Here is a 20,006-nt window from a genome sequence, read left to right on the forward strand (position 1 = left end):
GAGACCGATTTCAGCAATTCTCGAGCGTGGCGCTGGCCAAACCGGGAAAGTCTGTAATCAGGCTGTCAACGCCGAAGTCGGCGAGTCTGCGCATCAGCGCGGGCTCGTTGACTGTCCATACCGACACATGCAGCCCTTGACGCTGCGCCTTCTGAAGGCGTTCCGGCGTACACAGAGTCCAGTTCAGCGCCAGAATCTCACAGCCATAACTTTGCGCGACCTTCAACGGGTCGAGCCAGGCGTATTCGGCCACCAATCCGCGTGACACGTCCGGGACCAGGTCGAGTGCGGCTTTCAACACTTCCCGCGAACTCGAGGTGATCGTCACCTTGTCGAGCATATTGAAACGCTGAGCCATTTCGCGAATCGCCAGCACGGTGCTTGCGGCGCGAGTGCGTGAAGCGCTTTTGACTTCCAGCTGCCAGTGCTCGAAATCGCATTTCTCGAACAGCTCTTCCAGCGTCGGGATCGGGCAAGGCTTGATCCAGCCCGGGCCGCCCTTGCGCGCGTCGTACGTCACCAGCTCCGCCGCCGTATGCTCGACCACCTTGCCGCGACGGTCGGTGGTGCGCTTGAGAGTCGGGTCGTGGATGACCATCAACTCGCCGTCCTTGGACAGGTGCAGGTCCAGTTCGCAGCGGCGCACGCCGTGCTTGAGACACTGCTGAAAGCTGTTCAGGGTGTTTTCCGGTGCTTCGCCCTTGGCGCCGCGATGGCCGTAGATGAGGGTCACGGTTCTTCCTTAAATTAAATGCCTGATTCGTTTTGTTCGCGGGCCAGGCGTCGTTCCTGGGCCTGCTTCTGCAAGATGTAGCGCGCCAGCAACTGGCGCTGGGCATCGGTGGGGTATTCGAACTCGGTGCCAATGTCATAGCCGCCGCCCTTGCGATCACAATGGGTGACGCGCGCGCGCAGCAACAGGCCGAGCGCTTGGGGCATCAGCACCAGTTTGACCGACAGGTGTGCACCCGCGGCAATGGGCGTCGGATGCTGAAAGTCGAGGCCGCCTTCGGAAATGATCACTGGCTGCGGCTCGCCGATCTGCCCAAGCACGGTGACGGCGATCACCTGGCTGAGCAAATCGATGCGTTTGTTCTGGGATTTCAGGAACGCCGCGAGGTTGCGGTCGCGCTCACTGATCTGGCGCAACAGGTGTTGCGACTCGAATTCGCTCAGGTGCAGTTCGCTGAGCAAGTTGAAGAGGGGGGAAGCATCCTGCAACACTTCCTGGCCTGCGGCTTCGGGAGCGGACAGGGGCCGAATTTCCAGTGCGATCGTGTCCTCGATACGGTAGTATTCGCGGCGATCTTCTTCATCTAATGTCGACATGGCGAACCCATGGTAGCGGCGGTGGTCTGAGTGTAAAGCTGGTTATCGACCCCCGCCACAAGGACGTTCCTTTTCCCTCCGAACAAGCCCCGACATGTTCAGACCTCTCTTCGTATTTATTGGCACGCGTTATACCCGTGCAAAGCGTCGCAATCATTTTGTGTCATTCATTTCCCTGACCTCGATGATCGGACTCGCCCTTGGCGTGGTCGTGATGATTGTGGTGCTGTCGGTCATGAACGGCTTCGATCATGAGATGCGCACCCGCGTGCTGGGCATGGTGCCCCACGCGACCATCGAGTCCGGCGAGCCGATCAGCGACTGGCAAAGCCTGGCCGCCAAGGTCAAGCAGAACCCGCAGGTGACGGCCGTTGCGCCGTTCACTCAGATGCAGGGTTTGCTGACCAACAACGGCAAGGTCTCCAAAGTCCTGCTCAATGCCATTGACCCGGCGCTGGAGCGGCAGGTGTCGATCATTGACAAGTTCATGCTGCAGGGAAAACTCGACGACCTGGCGCCCGGCAGTTTTGGCATCGTCATCGGTGACAAGGCCGCCGCCAAGCTCGGCGCCGCTGTCGGTGACAAGCTGACATTCGTGGCGCCGGAAGTCACCGTGACCCCGGCCGGGATGTTTCCGCGCATGAAACGCTTTACCGTGGTCGGCATCTTCCATGTCGGCGCCGGTGAAATCGATGGTTACCTGGGCGTCACCAACCTGCAGGATCTGGCGAAGCTGCATCGCTGGAAACCGGATCAGGTCCAAGGGATTCGCCTGAAGTTCGACGATCTGTTCCAGGCGCCGCGCACCGCGTGGAACATCGCCCAGCAGCTCGGCGAAGACCGCTTTTACGCCCGCGACTGGACGCGCACCCACGGCAATCTGTATCAGGCGATCCGCATGGAGAAAGCCATGATCGGCCTGCTGTTGCTGCTTATCGTCGCTGTGGCAGCGTTCAACATCATTTCCACATTGGTGATGGTGGTAAACGACAAAAAGGGCGACATCGCGATTTTGCGCACCCTCGGCGCGACGCCAGGCACGATCATGCGCACATTCATGGTTCAAGGCACGGTCATCGGGGTGGTCGGTACGGCAATCGGCGCCGTGCTCGGGATCTTCGCCGCGCTGAACGTCAGCGCCGCGATCTCTGCGCTTGAGGGCTTGATCGGGCACAAATTCCTCAATGCCGACGTGTACTTCATCGATTACCTGCCGTCGCAAGTGCAGAGCGAGGACGTGTTGATGGTCTGCGCCGCGGCGTTGATTTTGAGTTTTCTCGCCACCCTGTATCCAGCCTGGCGTGCCGCGCGCACCCAGCCTGCGGAGGCGCTACGTTATGAGTGAGTCGGGCATGAGTGATAAAGCAATCCTGAGCTGCCGCAACCTGGGCAAATCCTACGAGGAAGGTCCGGAGTCGGTAGAGGTTCTGGCCGGTCTGCAACTGGAGCTGCATCCGGGTGAGCGCGTGGCGATTGTCGGCACATCGGGTTCGGGCAAAAGTACCTTGCTCAACCTGCTGGGCGGCCTCGACACGCCGACCAAGGGCAGCGTCTGGCTGGCCGGTGAAGAGCTGTCGGCCCTGAACGAAAAGGCTCGCGGCTTGCTGCGCAATCGGTCGCTGGGTTTCGTTTACCAGTTCCACCACTTGCTGCCTGAGTTCACTGCGCTGGAAAACGTCTGCATGCCGCTGCTGATCGGTAAAACCGCGATTCCGGAAGCACGTCAGCGTGCGACGGCGTTGCTGGAGCGGGTCGGGCTGGGCCATCGCCTGGAACACAAGCCAGCCGAATTGTCCGGTGGCGAACGTCAGCGTGTGGCCATCGCCCGCGCCCTGGTGAACAAGCCGGGCCTGGTGATGCTCGACGAGCCGACCGGCAACCTCGACTCCCACACCGCCCAGGGCATTCAGGATTTGATGCTGGAACTCAGCACTTCGATGCGCACGGCGTTCCTGGTGGTGACCCACGACATGACCCTGGCTCGCCAGATGGACCGCGTCCTGCATTTGCAGGAAGGTTTCCTGACACCCATCTGATTGACCGAAACCCGACGCGACTGAAAAGCGCGTCGGGTCATTTATTTTTATACGGTGCCCCAGCGAATGTTCAGACCGTTATCGATCTTTATAGGCGCGCGCTATACCCGCGCCAAGCGCCGCAATCGCTTTGTTTCCTTCATCTCGATGACCTCGATGATCGGTCTCGCCCTCGGCGTGCTGGCCATGATTGTGGTGCTGTCGGTCATGAACGGATTCCAACGCGAAATGAGCTCGCGCATCCTCGGCATGGTGCCTCACGCGACCATCGTCGGCGTCAATCCGATTGATGATTGGCAGCCGGTTGCTGCGGCCGCGATGAAAAATCCGGAAGTGACCGCCGCCGTGCCGTTCACCGAGATGGAAGGCATGCTGTCCTACAAGGGCACGATGCAGCCGATCCAGGTCAGTGGCGTTGACCCGGCGCTCGAAGGCAAGGTGTCGATCGTTGCCAAGCATATTGTCCAGGGGCGTCTCGATGCCTTGAAGCCGGGCGAATTTGGCGTGGTAGTCGGTGAGATCACCGCTCGGCGCTTCCGCTTGAACGTCGGCGACAAAATCACCCTGATTGTGCCGGAAGTCAGTAACGCCCCGGGGGGGATTACCCCGCGCATGCAGCGGCTGAACGTGGTGGGTGTGTTCAAGGTCGGCGCCGAACTCGATGGTTCCATGGCCCTGATCCACGTGGCCGACGCCGCGCAGATGCAGCGCTGGCAGCCGAACCAGGTGCAGAGCGTGCGCCTGGCGGTGAAAGATCTGTACGCCGCGCCGAAAGTGTCGAGCGACGTGGCTTCGGGCCTGGGCACCGCTTACCGGGCGGATGACTGGACCCACACCCAGGGCAGCCTGTTCAGCGCAATGAAGATGGAAAAAACCATGATCGGGCTGCTGTTGCTGATGATCGTCGCGGTGGCGGCGTTCAACATCATCGCGACCTTGATCATGGTGGTGAACGAGAAGGGCGCGGACATCGCGATCCTGCGCACCATCGGCGCCACACCGGGGCAGATCATGGCGATCTTCATGGTCCAGGGCACGGTGATCGGGATTGTCGGCACCTTGATCGGCGGCGTGCTCGGCGTGATTGCGGCGCTAAATGTCAGCGAGCTGGTAGGGTGGGTGGAGCGGATCAGCGGGCAGCACATCTTCAGTTCCGACGTTTACTTCATCAGCAATCTGCCATCCGAATTGCAGAGTGGGGATGTGTTGTTGATCTGCTCGGCAGGGTTTGTGTTGAGCTTTTTGGCGACGGTGTATCCGGCCTGGCGGGCGGCGAAGATCGACCCGGCTTACGCGTTGCGGTATTCGTAAAGCTGTTACACCGCTTTCGCGAGCAAGCCCGCTTCCACATTGGACTGAGTCGACTCGGTCTACTGTGGGGGCGGGCTTGCTCGCGAAGGGGGCAGCCCTGCTGGCCTCAATCCTTCTTTGGTAGCTCGATCACAAACCGGGTCAACCCCTGATTCGATTCGCAACGAATCTGCCCGCCATGGGCACGAATGATCGACTGGGTGATCGCCAGACCCAATCCCGCATGTTCACTGCTGCCTTCACGGCGCGCCGGATCTGCGCGGTAGAAACGGTCGAACAGACGCGGCAGCAACACCGGGTCAATCCCGTCCCCCGTATTCTCGATACTCAATCTCAAACCCTGCGGCTGCTCGATAATCTTTACCCGAACCTCGCCATCGGTCGGTGTAAACCGCAACGCGTTGTCCAGCAAATTGGAAAGCGCCCGTCGCAACATACTGCGGTCACCCACCATGTGCGCATGTCCTTCTCGGCTCAATGTCACCTGTGCATCCTCGGCCAGCGGCGCAAAGAACTCCAACAGCAAATCCGCTTCTTCGGACAGTTCCAGCGCTTCGCGCTTGGGTATCAATAACCCGTGGTCAGACTTGGCCAGGTACAACATGTCGTTGACCAGTTGCGCCATCCATTGCAGTTCTTCGAGGTTGCTGTGCAGCGCTTCGCGGTAATCCTCGATGGGGCGTGGGCGGGTGAGGGTGACCTGAGTGTGGGTCAGCAAGTTCGACAGCGGCGTGCGCAGTTCATGGGCGATGTCGGCGGAGAACGCCGAGAGCCGTTGAAAAGAGTCGTCGAGGCGTCCGAGCATGGCGTTGAAGTTGTGGGCCATTTCCGCGAGTTCTGGTGGCATGTTTTCTTCGGGCAGGCGTGCATTCAGCGATTGCGCAGAAATACCACTGGCAACCGCACTCATGCGCCGCAACGGCCGCAACCCACTGCGCGCCGCCCAGGCCCCGAGCAGGGCGGTGGCCAGGGCCGATAAACCCACGGTCAGCCAAATCAAGCGCTGCATGCGTTGCAGAAAGTGCTGGTGGTGAGTGATGTCCAGCAGCAGAGTCAATTGCGGCGAGTCGGATTTTTCCGGGTGCAGCGGAGCATTCAGCACGCGAAAGTCAGTACCTTCATCGCTCACCGTCGACAAGCCAGACTCAGGAGGCAATACCTTCGGTATACGCGTCGAGCTGTCATACCATCGTCGGCCATCGCTACCGGTGATCCGCAGCGAAAGATCAGCCTGCCGGCTCAATTCATCGGCCAGTTTGATTTCGCTTTCACTCGACTGAACGTCGTGAAGCGCACGGCGCAAACCAATCAATTTTCCATCCAGCAACTGTTGATCGAGTTCGACGAAGTGCGCCTCGCTGGCACGGCTGAACAACACGCCGGCAAACAGCGACACCACGGCGGTACACGCGGCAAACAGCAGCGCCAGACGACCGCTTAACGAAAGTCGACGCATCAGGCGGGGCGCTCTTCGAGGACGTAACCCATGCCGCGCACGGTGTGGATCAGCTTGTTCGGGAATTCATCGTCGATCTTCAAGCGCAGACGGCGGATTGCGACTTCGATGACATTGGTGTCGCTGTCGAAGTTCATGTCCCAGACTTGTGAAGCGATCAGCGACTTGGGCAGCACTTCGCCCTGACGGCGCAGGAGCATTTCCAGCAAGGAAAATTCCTTGGCGGTCAGGTCGATGCGCTGACCGCTGCGTTCGACCCGGCGGCGGATCAGGTCCAGGCGCAAGTCGGCCAGTTGCAGGCTGGTTTCCTGGGGCGGGGCGCTACCGCGCCGCAACAGGCTGCGGACCCGGGCCAGCAGTTCGGAGAAGGCGAAAGGCTTGACCAGATAATCGTCGGCACCCAGTTCCAGGCCGTGAACCCTGTCTTCCACGGCGTCTCGCGCGGTAAGAAACAGCACTGGCGTGTCGAGGCCGGCACCGCGCACCGCTTGTAGAATCTGCCAGCCATCGCGACCGGGCAGCATCACGTCGAGAATCAACAAGGCGTAATCGCCGCTCAGCGCCAGTTGCTGGCCGGTGCTGCCGTCGGCTACCAACTCAGTGTTGAAGCCGGCCTCGGTCAGGCCCTGGCGCAGGTAGTGGCCGGTTTTCGCTTGGTCTTCGACAATCAGCAGTTTCATGGGTAACCCGGGGCAAATGGAACGTAAGCGTTATACCGTGAGCGAGGCCGCCGCAGGCCAACCTGACAAAGTTGTAATCTGCGTGTCAGGTCGCTGGCAGCGGCATCGGGCTAGAATTTCCCACAGGCTGAACCTCATCTTGTTGGAGTGCGACTATGTTTTTGCGAAATCGTCTGGTGTTGGCCGGTTGCTTGCTGATGCTCAGTTTGCAGCTGGAGGCCGCGCCGGCGCATACCTACGACTTCGGGCAACCGGCCCCGGCCGCCAAGGCCACTCGCAGCGTTGAAGTGGTGATGGGCGACATGTCGTTCACGCCCAAGGCCATCGATATCAAGGCCGGGGAGACGGTGCGTTTCGTGCTGGTGAATAAAGGTCAGTTGCTGCACGAATTCAACCTCGGTGACGCGGAGATGCACGCCAGGCATCAGCAGGAAATGATGAAGATGCAGCAGAGCGGCATGCTCACATCTACAGGTATGAAGGAAATGGACCACGGTTCGATGGCCGGCATGGGGCATGGAATGCAACACGACGACCCCAATAGCGTGCTGGTCGAACCGGGCAAAACCGCCGAGCTGACCTGGACTTTCACCAAGGCCACCAACCTGGAATTTGCCTGCAACATTCCAGGTCATTATCAGGCAGGCATGGTCGGCAAGTTGACTGTCAGTCAGTAAGCACTCAAGGCGGGGGCAAAGGCTGGTAGAATCCGCTGATTCTTCAGTCAGGTTTCCGCCATGCATCCCGCAGCCGAACACTCGCCGCTGGGCAAGTCCAGCGAATACATCGCCACCTACACGCCGTCTTTGCTGTTCCCGATCCCGCGCACCGCGAAATGGGCCGAGCTGGGCCTGACGGCTGAAACCCTGCCGTACAAGGGTGTGGATTTCTGGAATTGCTTCGAGCTGTCGTGGCTGTTGCCGTCGGGCAAACCGGTGGTGGCAATCGGCGAATTCAGCATCCCGGCGGATTCGCCGAACATCATCGAATCCAAGTCGTTCAAGCTGTATCTGAATTCCCTGAACCAGACACCGTTCACCGACACTGCAAGCCTTGAAGCGACGTTGGCGAAGGACTTGTCGGCCGCAGCGGGTAAACTGGTTGGCGTGCGGATTCGCAGCCTCAACGACGTTGAAGCCGAAGGTGTCGTGGCGTTGCCGGGTGTGTGCATCGATGATCTGGATATCAGCGTCAGCAACTACGAGCATCCGCGTCCTGAGCTGCTGCGCTGCGATGAATCGCGCATTATCGAAGAGAGCGTGCACAGCCATTTGCTCAAATCCAATTGCCCGGTAACCAGTCAGCCGGACTGGGGCAGTGTTGCGGTGGAATATCGCGGCGCCGCGTTGGATCACGCGAGTTTGCTGGAATACATCGTGAGCTTCCGTCAACACTCCGACTTCCATGAACAGTGTGTGGAGCGGATTTTCCTTGATCTGCAGCGGCTGCTGAAACCGGAGAAACTGACGGTGTATGCACGTTATGTGCGCCGTGGCGGGTTGGACATCAACCCGTATCGCAGTACCGAATCCGTTCAACTGCCCAATCACCGCTTAGTCCGTCAATGAAGATCAAATGTGGGAGCGGGCTTGCTCGCGAAGAGGTCAGCACATCCAATATTGATGTTGGCTGACACTCAGCCATCGCGAGCAAGCTCGCTCCCACAGGGAATGCATTGCAGATCCCGGATATGAAAAAGCCCCGCTATCGATAGCGGGGCTTTTTTGCGTTCGGGGGGTCAGATCCCCATGTTGCCCAGGGTTTGCATGATGTTGCGCAAGGTCCCGGCAAGGGTAGGGTGTTCGAGTTCGAAGCGTTCGACGGCCAGGTTCACATTATCGGAGAGGCTGGAGTCCTGGGTTTTGGTTTCGAGCTCAAGTTCAAGTTCGATCTGTTGCATCAGCGCGTGCAGGTCGGCGCGTTCATCTTCAGTCAGCGGCGGATTCTGTTCCAATTGCTCGCGCAGAGTATTGAGCTGTTCTTGCAGTTCGCGGGCAGGCATGGCGTTCTTCCTTTTATCGATAGGCACTGGCATAGACCGCAGCAGCACGCCAAAGGTCTATGGCTGACCTTTAGATTAATCCACTCCCGCGCAACCTGCATGATCTCGATCAGGGCTTTTCGCCCTTGTGCCGGCGCAAACTAATGTCAGCCAGGCAGGTGTCGAGTTCACCCAGGTGATCGATCACCGAGTGCACGCCTAGACTGAACAACTGCACCGTTGCCTTGCCGCGTCTGGATTCCCGTTCCTGCTGCGTCAGCGCCTGCCATTCGTTGGGCGCCAATCCGCACAGCGAGCCGCAGGACGCCAGGCCAATCGTCCATAATCCGGCATTCAGTCCCGCTTGCAGCAATTGCGGTTCGCCGCTGACCAGCACGCAACCTTCCAGCCGTTCGACATTCAATGCCATTAAGGCTTGCCAGCAGGCGTGCGGTGCCGGCCACGGATTGTTTGTTGCGAGGTGTTGCGAAGGTTTGATCCATTCCGGTAAAGCGGCGGCCAGCGTTTGGCTGAGGACGGGGGGTAATTCATCGAGCCAGGCACAGGGGATCTGCTGACGCTGCAGACTGCGCAGGCTATCCAGAGCACCGGGTGTGGCCTCGGCATGTTCGGCCGCGTGGCTGCCGTGCTGACGTGTGCGTGCGCCAAAATCCACCAGGCAACCACTGAGGCCGAACAGCACGGCGGTCAGGCTGGGTGCAGCGAGGGGCAAGGTTTCGGCGTGCGGCATATCAACGTCCTTGAAATAGTTTCAAGGCTAAGGGGCGATGGTGACAGTTGAGTGACAGGGGGATGAATCTCGCGCAGTCATAACGTGTCGTCCGCACGCGGCCTCGCACGGTGCTGCCTAAAGCAGCCTTTCCGTCTTATACTAGCCAGCTTATCGCTTGGGCCGAGCGCCCGCGCCAGTAACAATCCAAGGAGTTTTCTATGCGCTGGAGCAATCATCTAGCTCAGCTTTGTGTGTGCGCCAGTGTGCTGGTGGTTCCGTTTGTTGCCCAGGCAGCCTCGGAAGACGATCCTTGGGAAAGCATCAACCGTCCGATCTACAAATTCAATGACGTGCTCGATACCTACGCGCTGAAGCCTTTGGCCCAGGGTTACCAGTTCGTTACGCCGCAGTTCCTTGAAGACGGCATCCACAACATGTTCCGCAACGTCGGTGATGTTACCAACCTTGCCAACGATATCTTGCAGGCCAAACCCGCCGCAGCAGGTGTCGATACCGCGCGCCTGATCTTCAACACCACCTTCGGCGTGCTGGGCTTCTTCGATGTGGGCACCAAGATGGGCCTGCAACGCAATGACGAAGACTTCGGTCAGACCCTCGGTTACTGGGGCGTGGGCAGCGGCCCATACGTGATGTTGCCGTTCTTGGGCCCAAGCACCCTGCGTGATGCGCCGTCCAAGTATGTCGACGGTTACACCGGTCCGTACCGCTACATCAACGACGTGCCCGTGCGTAACTCGATCTTCGGCCTGAACATCGTCGACACCCGCGCGAGCCTGTTGTCGAGCGAGAAGTTGATCAGCGGCGACAAGTACATCTTCATTCGCAATGCGTACTTGCAGAACCGCGAATTCAGAGTCAAAGACGGCCAGGTCGAAGACGATTTTTGATCTCGACCGGTAAAAACGAAGAAGGCGGCCGATTGGGCCGCCTTCTTTCGTTTGGCTTGCGGGGGCGTTTCACCCACCGGCAAGAACCTTCCATTGAGTTACGGTTTTGCCTGTTCTTATAACTCCCGGTGATTTGAAATGGAAAGACGTCAAGCGACCATCGGCGTGAGCTTGAAACGCCCCGCGGATGGGAGTACCGTCTGCGCCTTAGAAGGGCACCTCTGGTGGACCTGTGTGTAGGGCAAATGCTCGAAAACAGTGCAACAGAGAGGCTAGAAAGCGAATCCAGTAGTGTGAGCCGGGCCAAAACCCCTGCCTGCTACGCCAACCTAATTCTGGCGCCGTTTGCCCACATGCCAAAAACCAGTGCCACGCTGCTGATAATCGATGATGACGAAGTAGTGCGCGCGAGCCTCGCCGCCTATTTGGAAGACAGTGGTTTCAGCGTCTTGCAGGCCAGCAATGGCCAGCAGGGTCTTCAGGTATTCGAGCAAGACAAGCCCGATTTGGTCATCTGCGATCTGCGCATGCCGCAGATGGGCGGACTCGAACTCATCCGTCAGGTCACCGAGCTGTCGCCGCAAACCCCGGTGATCGTGGTTTCGGGCGCCGGCGTGATGAACGACGCGGTCGAGGCGCTGCGCCTGGGCGCGGCGGACTACCTGATCAAGCCTCTCGAAGATCTGGCTGTGCTCGAGCACTCTGTGCGCCGGGCCCTGGATCGTGCGCGCCTGCTGCTGGAAAACCAGCGCTACCGCGAGAAGCTGGAAAAGGCCAACCGCGAGCTCGCTGCCAGCCTGAACCTGCTCCAGGAAGACCAGAATGCCGGTCGCCAGGTACAGATGAACATGCTGCCGGTCAGCCCCTGGACCATCGACGAGTTCCAGTTTGCTCACCAGATCATCCCGTCGCTGTACCTGTCGGGTGATTTCGTTGACTACTTTCGGGTCGACGAGCGTCGGGTAGCGTTCTACCTGGCGGACGTTTCCGGTCATGGCGCTTCTTCAGCCTTCGTTACCGTACTGCTGAAATTCATGACCACACGCTTGCTGTTCGAGTCCAAGCGCAGCGGTACATTGCCGGAATTCAAGCCTTCAGAGGTCCTTGGTCATATCAACCGAGGCCTGATCAGTTGTAAGCTGGGTAAACACGTCACAATGGTCGGTGGAGTCATCGACGAGGAGACAGGTTTGTTGACCTATAGCATCGGTGGTCATTTGCCGTTGCCTGTGTTGTACACGCCAGACAGTGTTCGTTATCTGGAAGGGCGCGGTCTGCCGGTGGGGCTCTTTAATGAAGCCACCTACGAAGACCACGTACTGGAGCTGCCGCCGACGTTCAGCCTGACGCTGATGTCCGATGGCATTCTGGACCTTTTGCCAGAACCCACACTCAAAGAAAAAGAAGCGGCTTTGCCCGAACGGGTCAAGGCAGCGGGCGGCAGCCTGGATGGTCTGCGGCAGGTTTTTGGATTGGCCACGCTAGGGGAGATGCCGGATGATATCGCCCTGTTGGTGTTGAGCAGGAATCTTCAATGAGTACCGGTAGAATCCAGTTCGCCGAGCAGGACGGCACCTTCGTCCTGAAGTTCGTCGGTGAAGTTCGCCTGACCCTGTGTTCGGCATTGGATGCGACTATTGAGCGGATCTTCACGGCGTTGAACTTCAACGCGATCGTGATCGACCTGACCGAAACCCGCAGCATCGACAGCACCACCCTTGGCCTTTTGGCCAAGCTGTCGATCCTGTCGCGGCAAAAGGTTGGCCTGCTGCCGACCGTCGTCACCACCCACGAAGACATCACCCGTCTGCTGCAGTCCATGGGCTTCGAGCAAGTGTTTAACATCGTTGATCGCCCGATCCCGTGCCCTGAGTGCCTGACCGACCTGCCAGACCAGGATCAGTCCGAAGAAGTCGTGCGGATCAAAGTGCTCGAAGCACACAAAATCCTGATGGGCCTGAACGACTCCAATCGTGAAGCGTTTCATGACCTGGTGAACGCCCTCGAGCGTCACTGATCTCCCTGAGACACACGCATAAAAAAGGGCGAACCCACCAAGGTTCGCCCTTTTTGCATTGCGAAGCAGTTACAGCTTGGCTTGCAGCAGAGCCTCAAGCTTCTCTTGGTCCCGAGCAAACTGACGAATACCTTCAGCCAGTTTTTCGGTCGCCATCGCATCCTCGTTGGACAACCAACGGAACTGCGCTTCATTCAAGCTCAAACGCGCTTCGCCAGCATGGCCCGGAGCCAATTTACGCTCCAGCTTGCCAGTGTCCGCCGCCAGTTTCTCCAGCAGATCCGGGCTGATGGTCAAACGGTCGCAACCGGCCAGCTGTTCGATCTGATTAAGGTTGCGGAAGCTCGCGCCCATGACCACGGTCTTGTAGTCATTGGCCTTGTAGTAGTTGTAGATGCGCGTCACCGACTGCACGCCCGGATCATCCGCACCGGTGTAGTCGTTGCCATTGGCCTTCTTGTACCAGTCGTAGATGCGGCCCACGAACGGGGAAATCAGGAATACACCCGCATCAGCACAAGCCGCGGCCTGAGCGAACGAGAACAGCAACGTCAGGTTGGTCTGGATGCCTTCCTTTTCAAGAGTTTCAGCGGCGCGGATGCCTTCCCAAGTGGAGGCGATCTTGATCAGCACGCGGTCGCGGCCAATACCCGCCTTTTCATACAGGTCGATCAAACGGTGCGCACGCTTCAATACGGCGTCAGTGTCGAACGACAGGCGCGCATCCACTTCGGTAGAAATACGGCCAGGGATCACTTTCAGAATTTCTTGTCCCACCGCGACGCCGAAACGGTCACTGGCCAGGCCGACATCGCCCTTGCAGTCGCTGACGCATGCGTTCAGCAACTCGGCATAGCCGGAAATGGCCGCCGCTTTGAGCAGCAGGGAAGGGTTGGTGGTTGCGTCCACGGGTTTAACGCGAGCGATAGCTTCGAAGTCGCCGGTGTCGGCAACCACGGTGGTCATTTGCTTGAGTTGTTCCAGCTTGGAAGTCATGGGCGTGCTCTGTCCTATGGGTCTGTTGACATTACCCGAGCGCTGACAGCCACTCAAGGGTATGTATGCGGATCAATGGTCCCGGGGGCAACAACCTGAAAACAGGTGTTTGAAAGGCGGGGCGTCGTATCGTTGAGTTTGATGCCAGGCGGGCGCACAGGTTCAACTCGGTGGATGGTTGACCCGTTGCAACCGAGCCTCCGATCCGACAGTAGCAACGACGCAACCGCCCTCACAAAGGTAATTTTGGCGCTTCAACCACACTGCTGAACAATTGGATTGGCCACTTAAACACTCAGATTAACGCGAGCATTACTGTAGGTGTAATTACACAATCTATGAAGTCATTGCTGCGTTGTTATATTTCGCGATAACTGTCCGAACCCGGCCAATAACAAGTGCGGCTCTGCAGTATTGCTGCATGTCCTTTGCATTGTTGTTTCCAGTGCCTGTTATTAAAGGTCAGTAATATTCAAGTTGGGCAGTTGCGATCGTTATGTTATTTGGCTGCTGTACGGTCGTTAGAATACGTCCAATATCCAAACTAAATAAAGTGTAATGTGACAATAACGAGTGTGCGTTCGGTAGAAATGACTTCACAAAGTGAAGAGGTGCATGTGTTTGGATGCCTTTGATGATCTGATGCTGGGCTATGTATTAAAAAAGTTGACCGACGTGTTTGAAGAGATCGTCGAGGTTTCAAAAGACACTTCGCCGAATTACTCCACGGGTCTAACGGGTATCCGGCAACGTAAATCTGCAAAGAAACTTCCCGTCTGGCTGGGGCGCCTGAGAGTCAGCACCCCATATCAAGTGACTCACCTATTGATCGATCAAATGCACGCGGCACGAAAGCTCAATCGCGATCTGCGTTTTGAGGCACAAACGGCCTTGTTGGAGGCGTTGGTGGAGGATGGGCTGGCGATGCATGTCGCGAGCTATTCGGTGGCTGTCGTAGAGAATCGCTTGAAGTGCTTTCTGGATCGCTGAATCCAGGCTCGCACTCGAGATCCAAATCATTGAACAACTGCATGATGCACGACAAAGTCCTGACGCTGTACTGAATGGCAGGACTTACTCGAGGAAGTGAATTGGATTCAAAACTATACATCGTCCAATACGCCGGCATCACCGTTATGCTGCCAACAGCCCTGGTCGTGGCCGGCTGGCTGTGGTGTACCGCATCGAAAAAATTCGCCCTCCTATGGCTAGGCGTATTGTCCACTGCCTATTTCGTCGTCGGCCTCAGCAAAGTGCTGTTCAAGGGCTGGGGTATCGGCCTGGAAAGTCTGGATATCGCAGTTATCAGCGGCCACGCGATGAACGCCTGCCTGGTGTCGACCGTTGTCCTGAGTTTGCTATTGCGCCAACTGGACCACCGTCTTAGATGGCTGGCGCTGGGGGCGGGGCTGCTCTCGACTTGGTGGTTCAGCGTCCAGTATGTCGGGCAGTCGCTGCATCCTCTGTCGGAAGCCATTGCCGGAGCGGTTGTAGGTTCTGCTGCGGCCTGCGTGTTTCTTATCAGGCTGGAGAAAAAGGAAGTTCGCAAAATTCCACTGCCGGTACTGGGTTTAGGGCTGACGGTCATCCTGTTGAGTACGAGCATTCCTAAGTACACCGCTGAGGGAATTCTCAATTCACTTGCAGTGAGCCTTTCGGGGGCCGAAAAGGCTGTTTTGGAACCTCACTGGCGGACCATTGGCGGGTCGTCACGGTTATAGATCCTGATTGAGCGCGAGTCCGGGTGAAACGACAACGCTAGGACTCACAACTGCTCTTCTCTTCAATCCGCGCCAGCAGCTCTGCAGTTTTCAACTGCATCAGCGCCACATCACCACGACTCTCAACGTTCAACAGGATCTCGCGTTCTGTCTCCGAGAAGTGGATCTTGCAGCGCCATTCGGTGAACGTCAGGCTCAATCCGTCGCTCTCGTCCATGTCCAGTGCCTGACTGCCATACAGGGACCGAAGATCCTCCAGTACGGCAACCGGATTACGAACGGTGCATCGAATCTCCCCAGAGGAAGGAAAGAGCCCAATGCGTTCGACAAGTAACCTTGGTTGTGGAGAGGAAGAGGAGGGGGGGATTTCGTATGTCCGCAACCAGGCCATCAATCCACTGTTACCCTCGGTGAACTCCCGCCCCATAACCATATTGCCTGGTGCAAAAGGGTCCAGCGATTTGTAGACAGAGTCAATTGGTGATCTGGAAGCGTTCATAGTGGTCTGCCATGCAAAAGGTTTATGGCCGCTCAGAAACGCGGCGCCCAAGAGCTAAAAAAATACCGATTACAAGCCTTTCTTATACAAGTTCTCGTAACAGAAATTGGTCGCGTCGATATAACCTTCTGCGCCGCCGCAATCAAAGCGGTGCCCTTTGAATTTGTAAGCCAGTACACATCCCTGTTGTGCCTGCTTCATCAACGCATCGGTAATCTGGATTTCCCCGCCCTTGCCAGGCTCGGTATCGGCAATCAGGTCAAAGATATCGGCCGTCAGAATATAGCGGCCAATAATCGCCAGGTTGGAAGGAGCATCTTCCGGTTTAGGCTTTTCAACCATACTGTTAACCCGATAGATGTCTTCGCGAATCTGCTCGCCAGCGATAATCCCGTACTTGTGCGTCTGATCGTTGGGCACTTCCTGGATGGCCACGATTGAGCAACGGAACTGCTTGTAGAGTGCAATCATCTGCGACAGCACACCATCGCCTTCCAGGTTCAAGCACAGGTCATCAGCCAGCACCACCGCAAACGGCTCGTCACCGATTAATGGCCGGCCAGAAAGAATGGCGTGCCCCAGCCCCTTCATCTCCACCTGACGGGTGTAGGAGAAGGTGCATGTCTCCATCAGCTCACGAGTGCCCGAAAGGAACTTCTCCTTTTCGCTACCGCGAATCTGGTGTTCCAGCTCGTAACTGATGTCGAAGTGATCCTCCAAGGCCCGCTTGCCGCGACCAGTAACGATCGCCATATGCTGAAGACCCGCATCCCGCGCTTCCTCTACGCCGTACTGGATCAGAGGTTTATTCACAACCGGCAGCATTTCCTTGGGCATGGCCTTGGTGGCGGGCAAAAAGCGAGTGCCGTAGCCAGCTGCGGGGAATAGGCATTTACGGATCATGTAGGTGTCCTGTTATATATACGATAGAAATGTTAATAACAAAAATAACAAAGGAACTTCATGTCATCGCATTTTATAAAGTTGCTAGCGCTGAAAAGATGATGGCTTCTGTATTCTTGTAATAAATACCATAAGATGTTGTAGAAAGCGTATGAAAAACCGAAAATGTTAAGTTACGTCTGGCGGATAAAGTAAATGTTATTTAATGTCCATCTTTATTTGTTGAATAGGTCTTTGTGCTGTGCCAATAAGTAATTGCCTGGCATTAAAGGTTGATGTCGTCGTGCGTTCGCAGTTAAGATTTTCATCATGGAAAATGCTCAATGCGTTTTCCAGATGATAGGGAAATGCCACCTTCCTATAAACAAATAAGCTGTGGAAGAAATGAGTGTTTCGTAAATGTTATTTTTGATTGCTTGTTGTATCAATCTATAACAGCTCATTACATCAGGTACAGGGAGGTTGCCATGGTTAAAAAAATTCTGATCGTCTGTATTGGCAACATCTGCCGCAGCCCTACTGCCGAAAGCCTAATGCGAGACGCATTATCTCGACCAGATATCGAGGTCAAATCTGCTGGCTTGGCAGCAATGGTCGACTATCCAATAGAACCGACTGCGCAATCCGTGCTTCAAGAGCACGGTCATTTGCCAATGGATCACAAAGCCATGCAGCTAACGCGTCAATCTGTCAGTGGGGCAGATCTCATATTGGTGATGGAGAAACGTCATGTCTCCGGTGTCCTCAGCATTGCGCCGGAAGCGCGGGGCAAAGTCTTCCTGCTGGGTAAATGGCAAGACGACCGTGAAATCAGTGATCCCTACCGTCAAGGAAAACCCGCTTTTTTACACGCTTATGCGCTGATAGAAGAAGCCGTATACGCATGGGCGCAGCGTCTAGCACGCTGATAGCCACTATTTGAATCGCAATCAAGGCAAATCCGACTTATGCAGCAAGCGCCAGTAATCAACGTGCGGGAAGACGACAATGACGAGATCGATCTTCTCGGCTTGTTTGGAACACTTATTGACCATAAATGGCTGATTGCTACCATCACCGGTGCCTTTATGGTGACGGGGGCGGCATATGCGGTGTTGGCTACGCCGGTCTTTCAGGCCAATGCGCTGCTGCAGGTAGAAGCTAAAAAGAATGACCTGCTGGGTTTCTCCGATGTCAGCAGCATGTTGGGGAAAGAATCGCCCTCTGCTACCGAGATTGAACTGATCAAGTCTCGTGCGGTGATTGGCAAGACGGTCGATGAGCTAGGGTTGGCAATTAACGTAGAGCCCATTTATTTTCCAGTATTTGGTGAGTTTTTGGCTCGTCGTTTTAAAAATTCCAACCCTGGTGAAATAGCCAGTCCATGGCTTGGTATGGACAGTTATGCTTGGGGTGGCGAGGAATTAAAAATAACCCAACTTGACTTGCCGCAAGATAAGTTAGCTAAGAAACTAACATTTATTGCTGGTAAGAATGGTGATTTCCAGCTGTTTGATGAAGATGACGAGTTGCTTGTCGATGGTCAGATCGGAGAAGTCATCAATGAGCGCGGAGCTAAAATTTTTGTTGAGGAGATGCATGCCAACCCGGGGGCCAGATTTCGTATAGTCCGCAAACCGCGCTTGACTAGTATTCTGGATTATCAAGAAGCACTGGATGTCACGGAACGAGGGAAAGAATCAGGCATTATCGGGCTGGCGTTAGAGAGCACAGAGCCTGAGCTAGCTGTAAAAATACTGAATAAAATCTCCGAACTCTATGTAGAGCAAAACGTCCAGCGCACGTCAGCTGAGGCTGCTCAAAGCCTGGAGTTTTTGAAGGAACAACTGCCTCAGGTCAAGGGCGACCTAGAAAAGGCCGGAAATGCTCTCAACTCGTACCAGACTCGCACCAAGTCCGTTGATATCAGCCTGGAAACCAAAGCTATTCTGGACCAGATTGTGGCGCTGGATACCGCTATCTCTCAGCTGAAGCTGCAACAGGCTGAGATGGACAGAAAATTCACCCGGCAACATCCAGCCTACCGTGCGCTGCTCGCTCAGATTAGTGAATTGAGTAGTAAGCAACAAAAATTGGGAGAGAGGGTCCAAGACCTTCCTTCTACACAGCAAGAGCTACTCAGCCTGAATCGTGATGTCGAGGTAGGTACCGCGATCTATACGCAGCTATTGAACAAATCTCAAGAGCTGGACGTAATGCGAGCCGGGACCATAGGTAATGTGCGTTTGATTGATACGGCGGATGTGAACCTAATCAAACCGGTTAAACCCAAAAAAATCCTGATTGTGTTGATTGCAACTTTCCTTGGCGGATTCCTGGCGATATTGCTAGTCCTGCTGCGCAAAGCGCTGAATCGGGGACTGGAGACGCCGGAAGCCATCGAGAAGCTTGGGCTCCCGGTATATGCGTCCATTCCTTATAGCGTGTTGCAAAAAGTAGAAGAGGAAAAAATTAAGCGGGGCGGCAAGTCTACGGACAAGGGCCTCTCATTATTGGCTATCAACCACCCAACAGATCTAGCGATTGAAGCACTACGTAGCTTGCGCACGAGCCTGCATTTTGCGATGCATGAAGCTGACAACAACTGCTTGATGATATCTGGCCCTAGCCCGCAAGTCGGCAAAACATTTGTTTCCGTCAATCTGGCAGCGGTGATCGCACAAACAGGCCAGCGCGTATTAGTGATTGATGTGGATATGCGCAAAGGTTACATCCACAAAGTTTTGAACACATCAAGTACTAATGGGTTGTCCGATGTCTTGGCGAAACGCTGTGACCTTGCAACCGCGATTCATAAGACAGATGTTGAAAATTTAGATTTCATCAGTCGCGGACAAATACCTCCTAATCCTTCAGAGTTGCTAATGCATCGGAATTTCACTGAGTTCCTGTTGCAAGTTAGCGAACTCTATGACCTAGTAATCCTGGATACTCCGCCGCTGTTAGCCGTAACAGATGCTGCAATTGTTGGTCGGCAGGCCGGAACGAGTTTAATTGTTGCTCGTTACGGCTTTAACCCATCAAGAGAAGTTGAACTCACCATCCGCAGATTCGCACAAAACGGGATCGAGTTGAAAGGCGCCATCTTTAATGGAGTGGAAAAACGTGCTTCGGCAAAGTACGGATATGGTGCATATGGCTATTACAACTATGAGTATAAATCAGACCTCAGTTGATTGCGTGGCCACGCTTGGTTCAGTTGCCGTTGGATTCATCGGATAAAAATTAGAGTATGAGTTGTTGCGATACTTACTTAAGCGGGGCGGGGGATGCTAAGTAAGTATCGGGGTTAGTGGGAGAATAAGCGTGCCGCGTTCTCAGGAAAATGACTATAAATCCTGGGGCGGTAGCGTGGAAAACTAAAAATTTCTGACGAGAAGCCTGTGGCTCGGATCTAACTAATTGGGAAGTAATTGCTGTTAGTTATTAAATCTAA

The 20,006-nt window shown here is 55.8% G+C and carries 21 protein-coding genes; 12 read left to right on the plus strand and 9 right to left on the minus strand.

Features of this window, described 5'->3' with window-relative positions:
* Nucleotides 1–10: 10 nt before the first annotated feature.
* The gene (locus tag ACA055_RS09350) at nt 11–733 is read right to left on the minus strand and encodes a glycerophosphodiester phosphodiesterase (protein WP_497683357.1); all 723 of its coding nucleotides are present in this window, start codon (nt 731–733) and stop codon (nt 11–13) included.
* Between the two features lie 14 nt (nt 734–747).
* Complete coding sequence (locus ACA055_RS09355) at nt 748–1,329, minus strand: PilZ domain-containing protein (RefSeq protein WP_497683358.1); 582 nt, start codon at nt 1,327–1,329, stop codon at nt 748–750.
* A 94-nt stretch (nt 1,330–1,423) separates the two neighbouring features.
* On the opposite strand from ACA055_RS09355, the gene ACA055_RS09360 reads away from it, so the two are divergent.
* From ACA055_RS09360 to ACA055_RS09370, 3 genes are all read left to right on the plus strand, one after another.
* Nucleotides 1,424–2,674 carry a lipoprotein-releasing ABC transporter permease subunit gene (locus tag ACA055_RS09360; protein ID WP_497683359.1) on the plus strand — a complete coding sequence of 417 codons (1,251 nt, stop codon included), beginning with the start codon at nt 1,424–1,426 and terminating at the stop codon, nt 2,672–2,674.
* A 7-nt stretch (nt 2,675–2,681) separates the two neighbouring features.
* Nucleotides 2,682–3,365, plus strand: a complete 684-nt coding sequence (gene lolD, locus ACA055_RS09365) for a lipoprotein-releasing ABC transporter ATP-binding protein LolD (RefSeq protein WP_497683360.1) — start codon at nt 2,682–2,684, stop codon at nt 3,363–3,365.
* Nucleotides 3,366–3,431: 66 nt separating this feature from the next.
* Nucleotides 3,432–4,676 carry a lipoprotein-releasing ABC transporter permease subunit gene (locus tag ACA055_RS09370; protein WP_497683361.1) on the plus strand — a complete coding sequence of 415 codons (1,245 nt, stop codon included), beginning with the start codon at nt 3,432–3,434 and terminating at the stop codon, nt 4,674–4,676.
* A gap of 106 nt (nt 4,677–4,782) precedes the next feature.
* On the opposite strand, the gene ACA055_RS09375 is transcribed toward ACA055_RS09370, so the two are convergent.
* Nucleotides 4,783–6,132 (minus strand): heavy metal sensor histidine kinase, encoded by a 1,350-nt coding sequence (locus tag ACA055_RS09375; protein WP_497683362.1) that lies wholly within the window; start codon nt 6,130–6,132, stop codon nt 4,783–4,785.
* The gene (locus ACA055_RS09380; RefSeq protein ID WP_497683363.1) at nt 6,132–6,812 is read right to left on the minus strand and encodes a heavy metal response regulator transcription factor; all 681 of its coding nucleotides are present in this window, start codon (nt 6,810–6,812) and stop codon (nt 6,132–6,134) included. Before ACA055_RS09380 ends, ACA055_RS09375 begins: the two co-directional genes overlap by 1 nt.
* Nucleotides 6,813–6,967: 155 nt before the next feature.
* On the opposite strand from ACA055_RS09380, the gene copI reads away from it, so the two are divergent.
* Nucleotides 6,968–7,489: a copper-resistant cuproprotein CopI gene (copI, locus tag ACA055_RS09385; protein WP_497683364.1), complete on the plus strand. Its 522-nt coding sequence runs from the start codon at nt 6,968–6,970 to the stop codon at nt 7,487–7,489.
* A gap of 60 nt (nt 7,490–7,549) precedes the next feature.
* Complete coding sequence (queF, locus tag ACA055_RS09390) at nt 7,550–8,380, plus strand: NADPH-dependent 7-cyano-7-deazaguanine reductase QueF (RefSeq protein ID WP_497683365.1); 831 nt, start codon at nt 7,550–7,552, stop codon at nt 8,378–8,380.
* 170 nt (nt 8,381–8,550) lie between these two features.
* Here the strand turns inward: queF and ACA055_RS09395 are convergent, their stop codons facing one another.
* Nucleotides 8,551–8,814, minus strand: a complete 264-nt coding sequence (locus ACA055_RS09395) for a DUF4404 family protein (protein ID WP_497683366.1) — start codon at nt 8,812–8,814, stop codon at nt 8,551–8,553.
* Between the two features lie 109 nt (nt 8,815–8,923).
* Nucleotides 8,924–9,544, minus strand: a complete 621-nt coding sequence (pcrP, locus tag ACA055_RS09400; protein WP_497683367.1) for an HAD superfamily inactivated hydrolase PcrP — start codon at nt 9,542–9,544, stop codon at nt 8,924–8,926.
* A gap of 200 nt (nt 9,545–9,744) precedes the next feature.
* Here pcrP and ACA055_RS09405 point away from each other — a divergent pair, with 200 nt between their 5' ends.
* The 3 genes from ACA055_RS09405 (at nt 9,745) to rssC (ending at nt 12,451) form a co-directional block, all read left to right on the plus strand.
* Nucleotides 9,745–10,434, plus strand: coding sequence for an MlaA family lipoprotein (locus ACA055_RS09405; RefSeq protein ID WP_497683368.1), 690 nt, complete (start codon nt 9,745–9,747; stop codon nt 10,432–10,434).
* Nucleotides 10,435–10,787: 353 nt separating this feature from the next.
* On the plus strand, nt 10,788–11,972 hold the full coding sequence (gene rssB / locus ACA055_RS09410) for a two-component system response regulator RssB (protein WP_497684379.1): 1,185 nt from the start codon (nt 10,788–10,790) through the stop codon (nt 11,970–11,972).
* Nucleotides 11,969–12,451: an anti-sigma factor antagonist RssC gene (gene rssC, locus ACA055_RS09415; protein ID WP_007935262.1), complete on the plus strand. Its 483-nt coding sequence runs from the start codon at nt 11,969–11,971 to the stop codon at nt 12,449–12,451. The genes rssB and rssC overlap by 4 nt, the downstream gene beginning before the upstream one ends.
* Nucleotides 12,452–12,520: 69 nt before the next feature.
* Here the strand turns inward: rssC and tal are convergent, their stop codons facing one another.
* Nucleotides 12,521–13,447, minus strand: coding sequence for a transaldolase (gene tal, locus ACA055_RS09420; RefSeq protein ID WP_497683369.1), 927 nt, complete (start codon nt 13,445–13,447; stop codon nt 12,521–12,523).
* A gap of 615 nt (nt 13,448–14,062) precedes the next feature.
* Here tal and ACA055_RS09425 point away from each other — a divergent pair.
* Complete coding sequence (locus ACA055_RS09425) at nt 14,063–14,437, plus strand: hypothetical protein (RefSeq protein WP_497683370.1); 375 nt, start codon at nt 14,063–14,065, stop codon at nt 14,435–14,437.
* A gap of 101 nt (nt 14,438–14,538) precedes the next feature.
* On the plus strand, nt 14,539–15,168 hold the full coding sequence (locus ACA055_RS09430) for a hypothetical protein (protein WP_497683371.1): 630 nt from the start codon (nt 14,539–14,541) through the stop codon (nt 15,166–15,168).
* A 37-nt stretch (nt 15,169–15,205) separates the two neighbouring features.
* Here the strand turns inward: ACA055_RS09430 and ACA055_RS09435 are convergent, their stop codons facing one another.
* The gene (locus ACA055_RS09435; protein ID WP_497683372.1) at nt 15,206–15,385 is read right to left on the minus strand and encodes a hypothetical protein; all 180 of its coding nucleotides are present in this window, start codon (nt 15,383–15,385) and stop codon (nt 15,206–15,208) included.
* A gap of 351 nt (nt 15,386–15,736) precedes the next feature.
* The gene (gene galU, locus ACA055_RS09440) at nt 15,737–16,570 is read right to left on the minus strand and encodes a UTP--glucose-1-phosphate uridylyltransferase GalU (protein ID WP_497683373.1); all 834 of its coding nucleotides are present in this window, start codon (nt 16,568–16,570) and stop codon (nt 15,737–15,739) included.
* A 467-nt stretch (nt 16,571–17,037) separates the two neighbouring features.
* Here galU and ACA055_RS09445 point away from each other — a divergent pair, with 467 nt between their 5' ends.
* Nucleotides 17,038–17,478, plus strand: a complete 441-nt coding sequence (locus ACA055_RS09445) for a low molecular weight protein-tyrosine-phosphatase (RefSeq protein ID WP_497683374.1) — start codon at nt 17,038–17,040, stop codon at nt 17,476–17,478.
* Nucleotides 17,479–17,517: 39 nt separating this feature from the next.
* Nucleotides 17,518–19,746, plus strand: coding sequence for a polysaccharide biosynthesis tyrosine autokinase (locus ACA055_RS09450; protein ID WP_497683375.1), 2,229 nt, complete (start codon nt 17,518–17,520; stop codon nt 19,744–19,746).
* Nucleotides 19,747–20,006 lie beyond the last annotated feature (260 nt).

It is taken from the genome of Pseudomonas sp. LBUM1657 (assembly GCF_059716075.1).

What these genes read in the sequence shown, in the direction of transcription:
- ACA055_RS09395 (WP_497683366.1), bottom strand. Translation starts at nt 8,814, where the DNA reads ATGCCTGCCCGCGAACTGCAAGAACAGCTCAATACTCTGCGCGAGCAA.
- rssC (WP_007935262.1), top strand. Translation starts at nt 11,969, where the DNA reads ATGAGTACCGGTAGAATCCAGTTCGCCGAGCAGGACGGCACCTTCGTC.
- ACA055_RS09435 (WP_497683372.1), bottom strand. Translation starts at nt 15,385, where the DNA reads ATGGACGAGAGCGACGGATTGAGCCTGACGTTCACCGAATGGCGCTGC.
- tal (WP_497683369.1), bottom strand. Translation starts at nt 13,447, where the DNA reads ATGACTTCCAAGCTGGAACAACTCAAGCAAATGACCACCGTGGTTGCC.
- copI (WP_497683364.1), top strand. Translation starts at nt 6,968, where the DNA reads ATGTTTTTGCGAAATCGTCTGGTGTTGGCCGGTTGCTTGCTGATGCTC.
- lolD (WP_497683360.1), top strand. Translation starts at nt 2,682, where the DNA reads ATGAGTGATAAAGCAATCCTGAGCTGCCGCAACCTGGGCAAATCCTAC.
- ACA055_RS09450 (WP_497683375.1), top strand. Translation starts at nt 17,518, where the DNA reads ATGCAGCAAGCGCCAGTAATCAACGTGCGGGAAGACGACAATGACGAG.
- ACA055_RS09445 (WP_497683374.1), top strand. Translation starts at nt 17,038, where the DNA reads ATGGTTAAAAAAATTCTGATCGTCTGTATTGGCAACATCTGCCGCAGC.
- rssB (WP_497684379.1), top strand. Translation starts at nt 10,788, where the DNA reads ATGCCAAAAACCAGTGCCACGCTGCTGATAATCGATGATGACGAAGTA.
- queF (WP_497683365.1), top strand. Translation starts at nt 7,550, where the DNA reads ATGCATCCCGCAGCCGAACACTCGCCGCTGGGCAAGTCCAGCGAATAC.
- ACA055_RS09370 (WP_497683361.1), top strand. Translation starts at nt 3,432, where the DNA reads ATGTTCAGACCGTTATCGATCTTTATAGGCGCGCGCTATACCCGCGCC.
- ACA055_RS09375 (WP_497683362.1), bottom strand. Translation starts at nt 6,132, where the DNA reads ATGCGTCGACTTTCGTTAAGCGGTCGTCTGGCGCTGCTGTTTGCCGCG.
- ACA055_RS09405 (WP_497683368.1), top strand. Translation starts at nt 9,745, where the DNA reads ATGCGCTGGAGCAATCATCTAGCTCAGCTTTGTGTGTGCGCCAGTGTG.
- ACA055_RS09360 (WP_497683359.1), top strand. Translation starts at nt 1,424, where the DNA reads ATGTTCAGACCTCTCTTCGTATTTATTGGCACGCGTTATACCCGTGCA.
- ACA055_RS09425 (WP_497683370.1), top strand. Translation starts at nt 14,063, where the DNA reads ATGTGTTTGGATGCCTTTGATGATCTGATGCTGGGCTATGTATTAAAA.
- ACA055_RS09355 (WP_497683358.1), bottom strand. Translation starts at nt 1,329, where the DNA reads ATGTCGACATTAGATGAAGAAGATCGCCGCGAATACTACCGTATCGAG.
- ACA055_RS09380 (WP_497683363.1), bottom strand. Translation starts at nt 6,812, where the DNA reads ATGAAACTGCTGATTGTCGAAGACCAAGCGAAAACCGGCCACTACCTG.
- pcrP (WP_497683367.1), bottom strand. Translation starts at nt 9,544, where the DNA reads ATGCCGCACGCCGAAACCTTGCCCCTCGCTGCACCCAGCCTGACCGCC.
- galU (WP_497683373.1), bottom strand. Translation starts at nt 16,570, where the DNA reads ATGATCCGTAAATGCCTATTCCCCGCAGCTGGCTACGGCACTCGCTTT.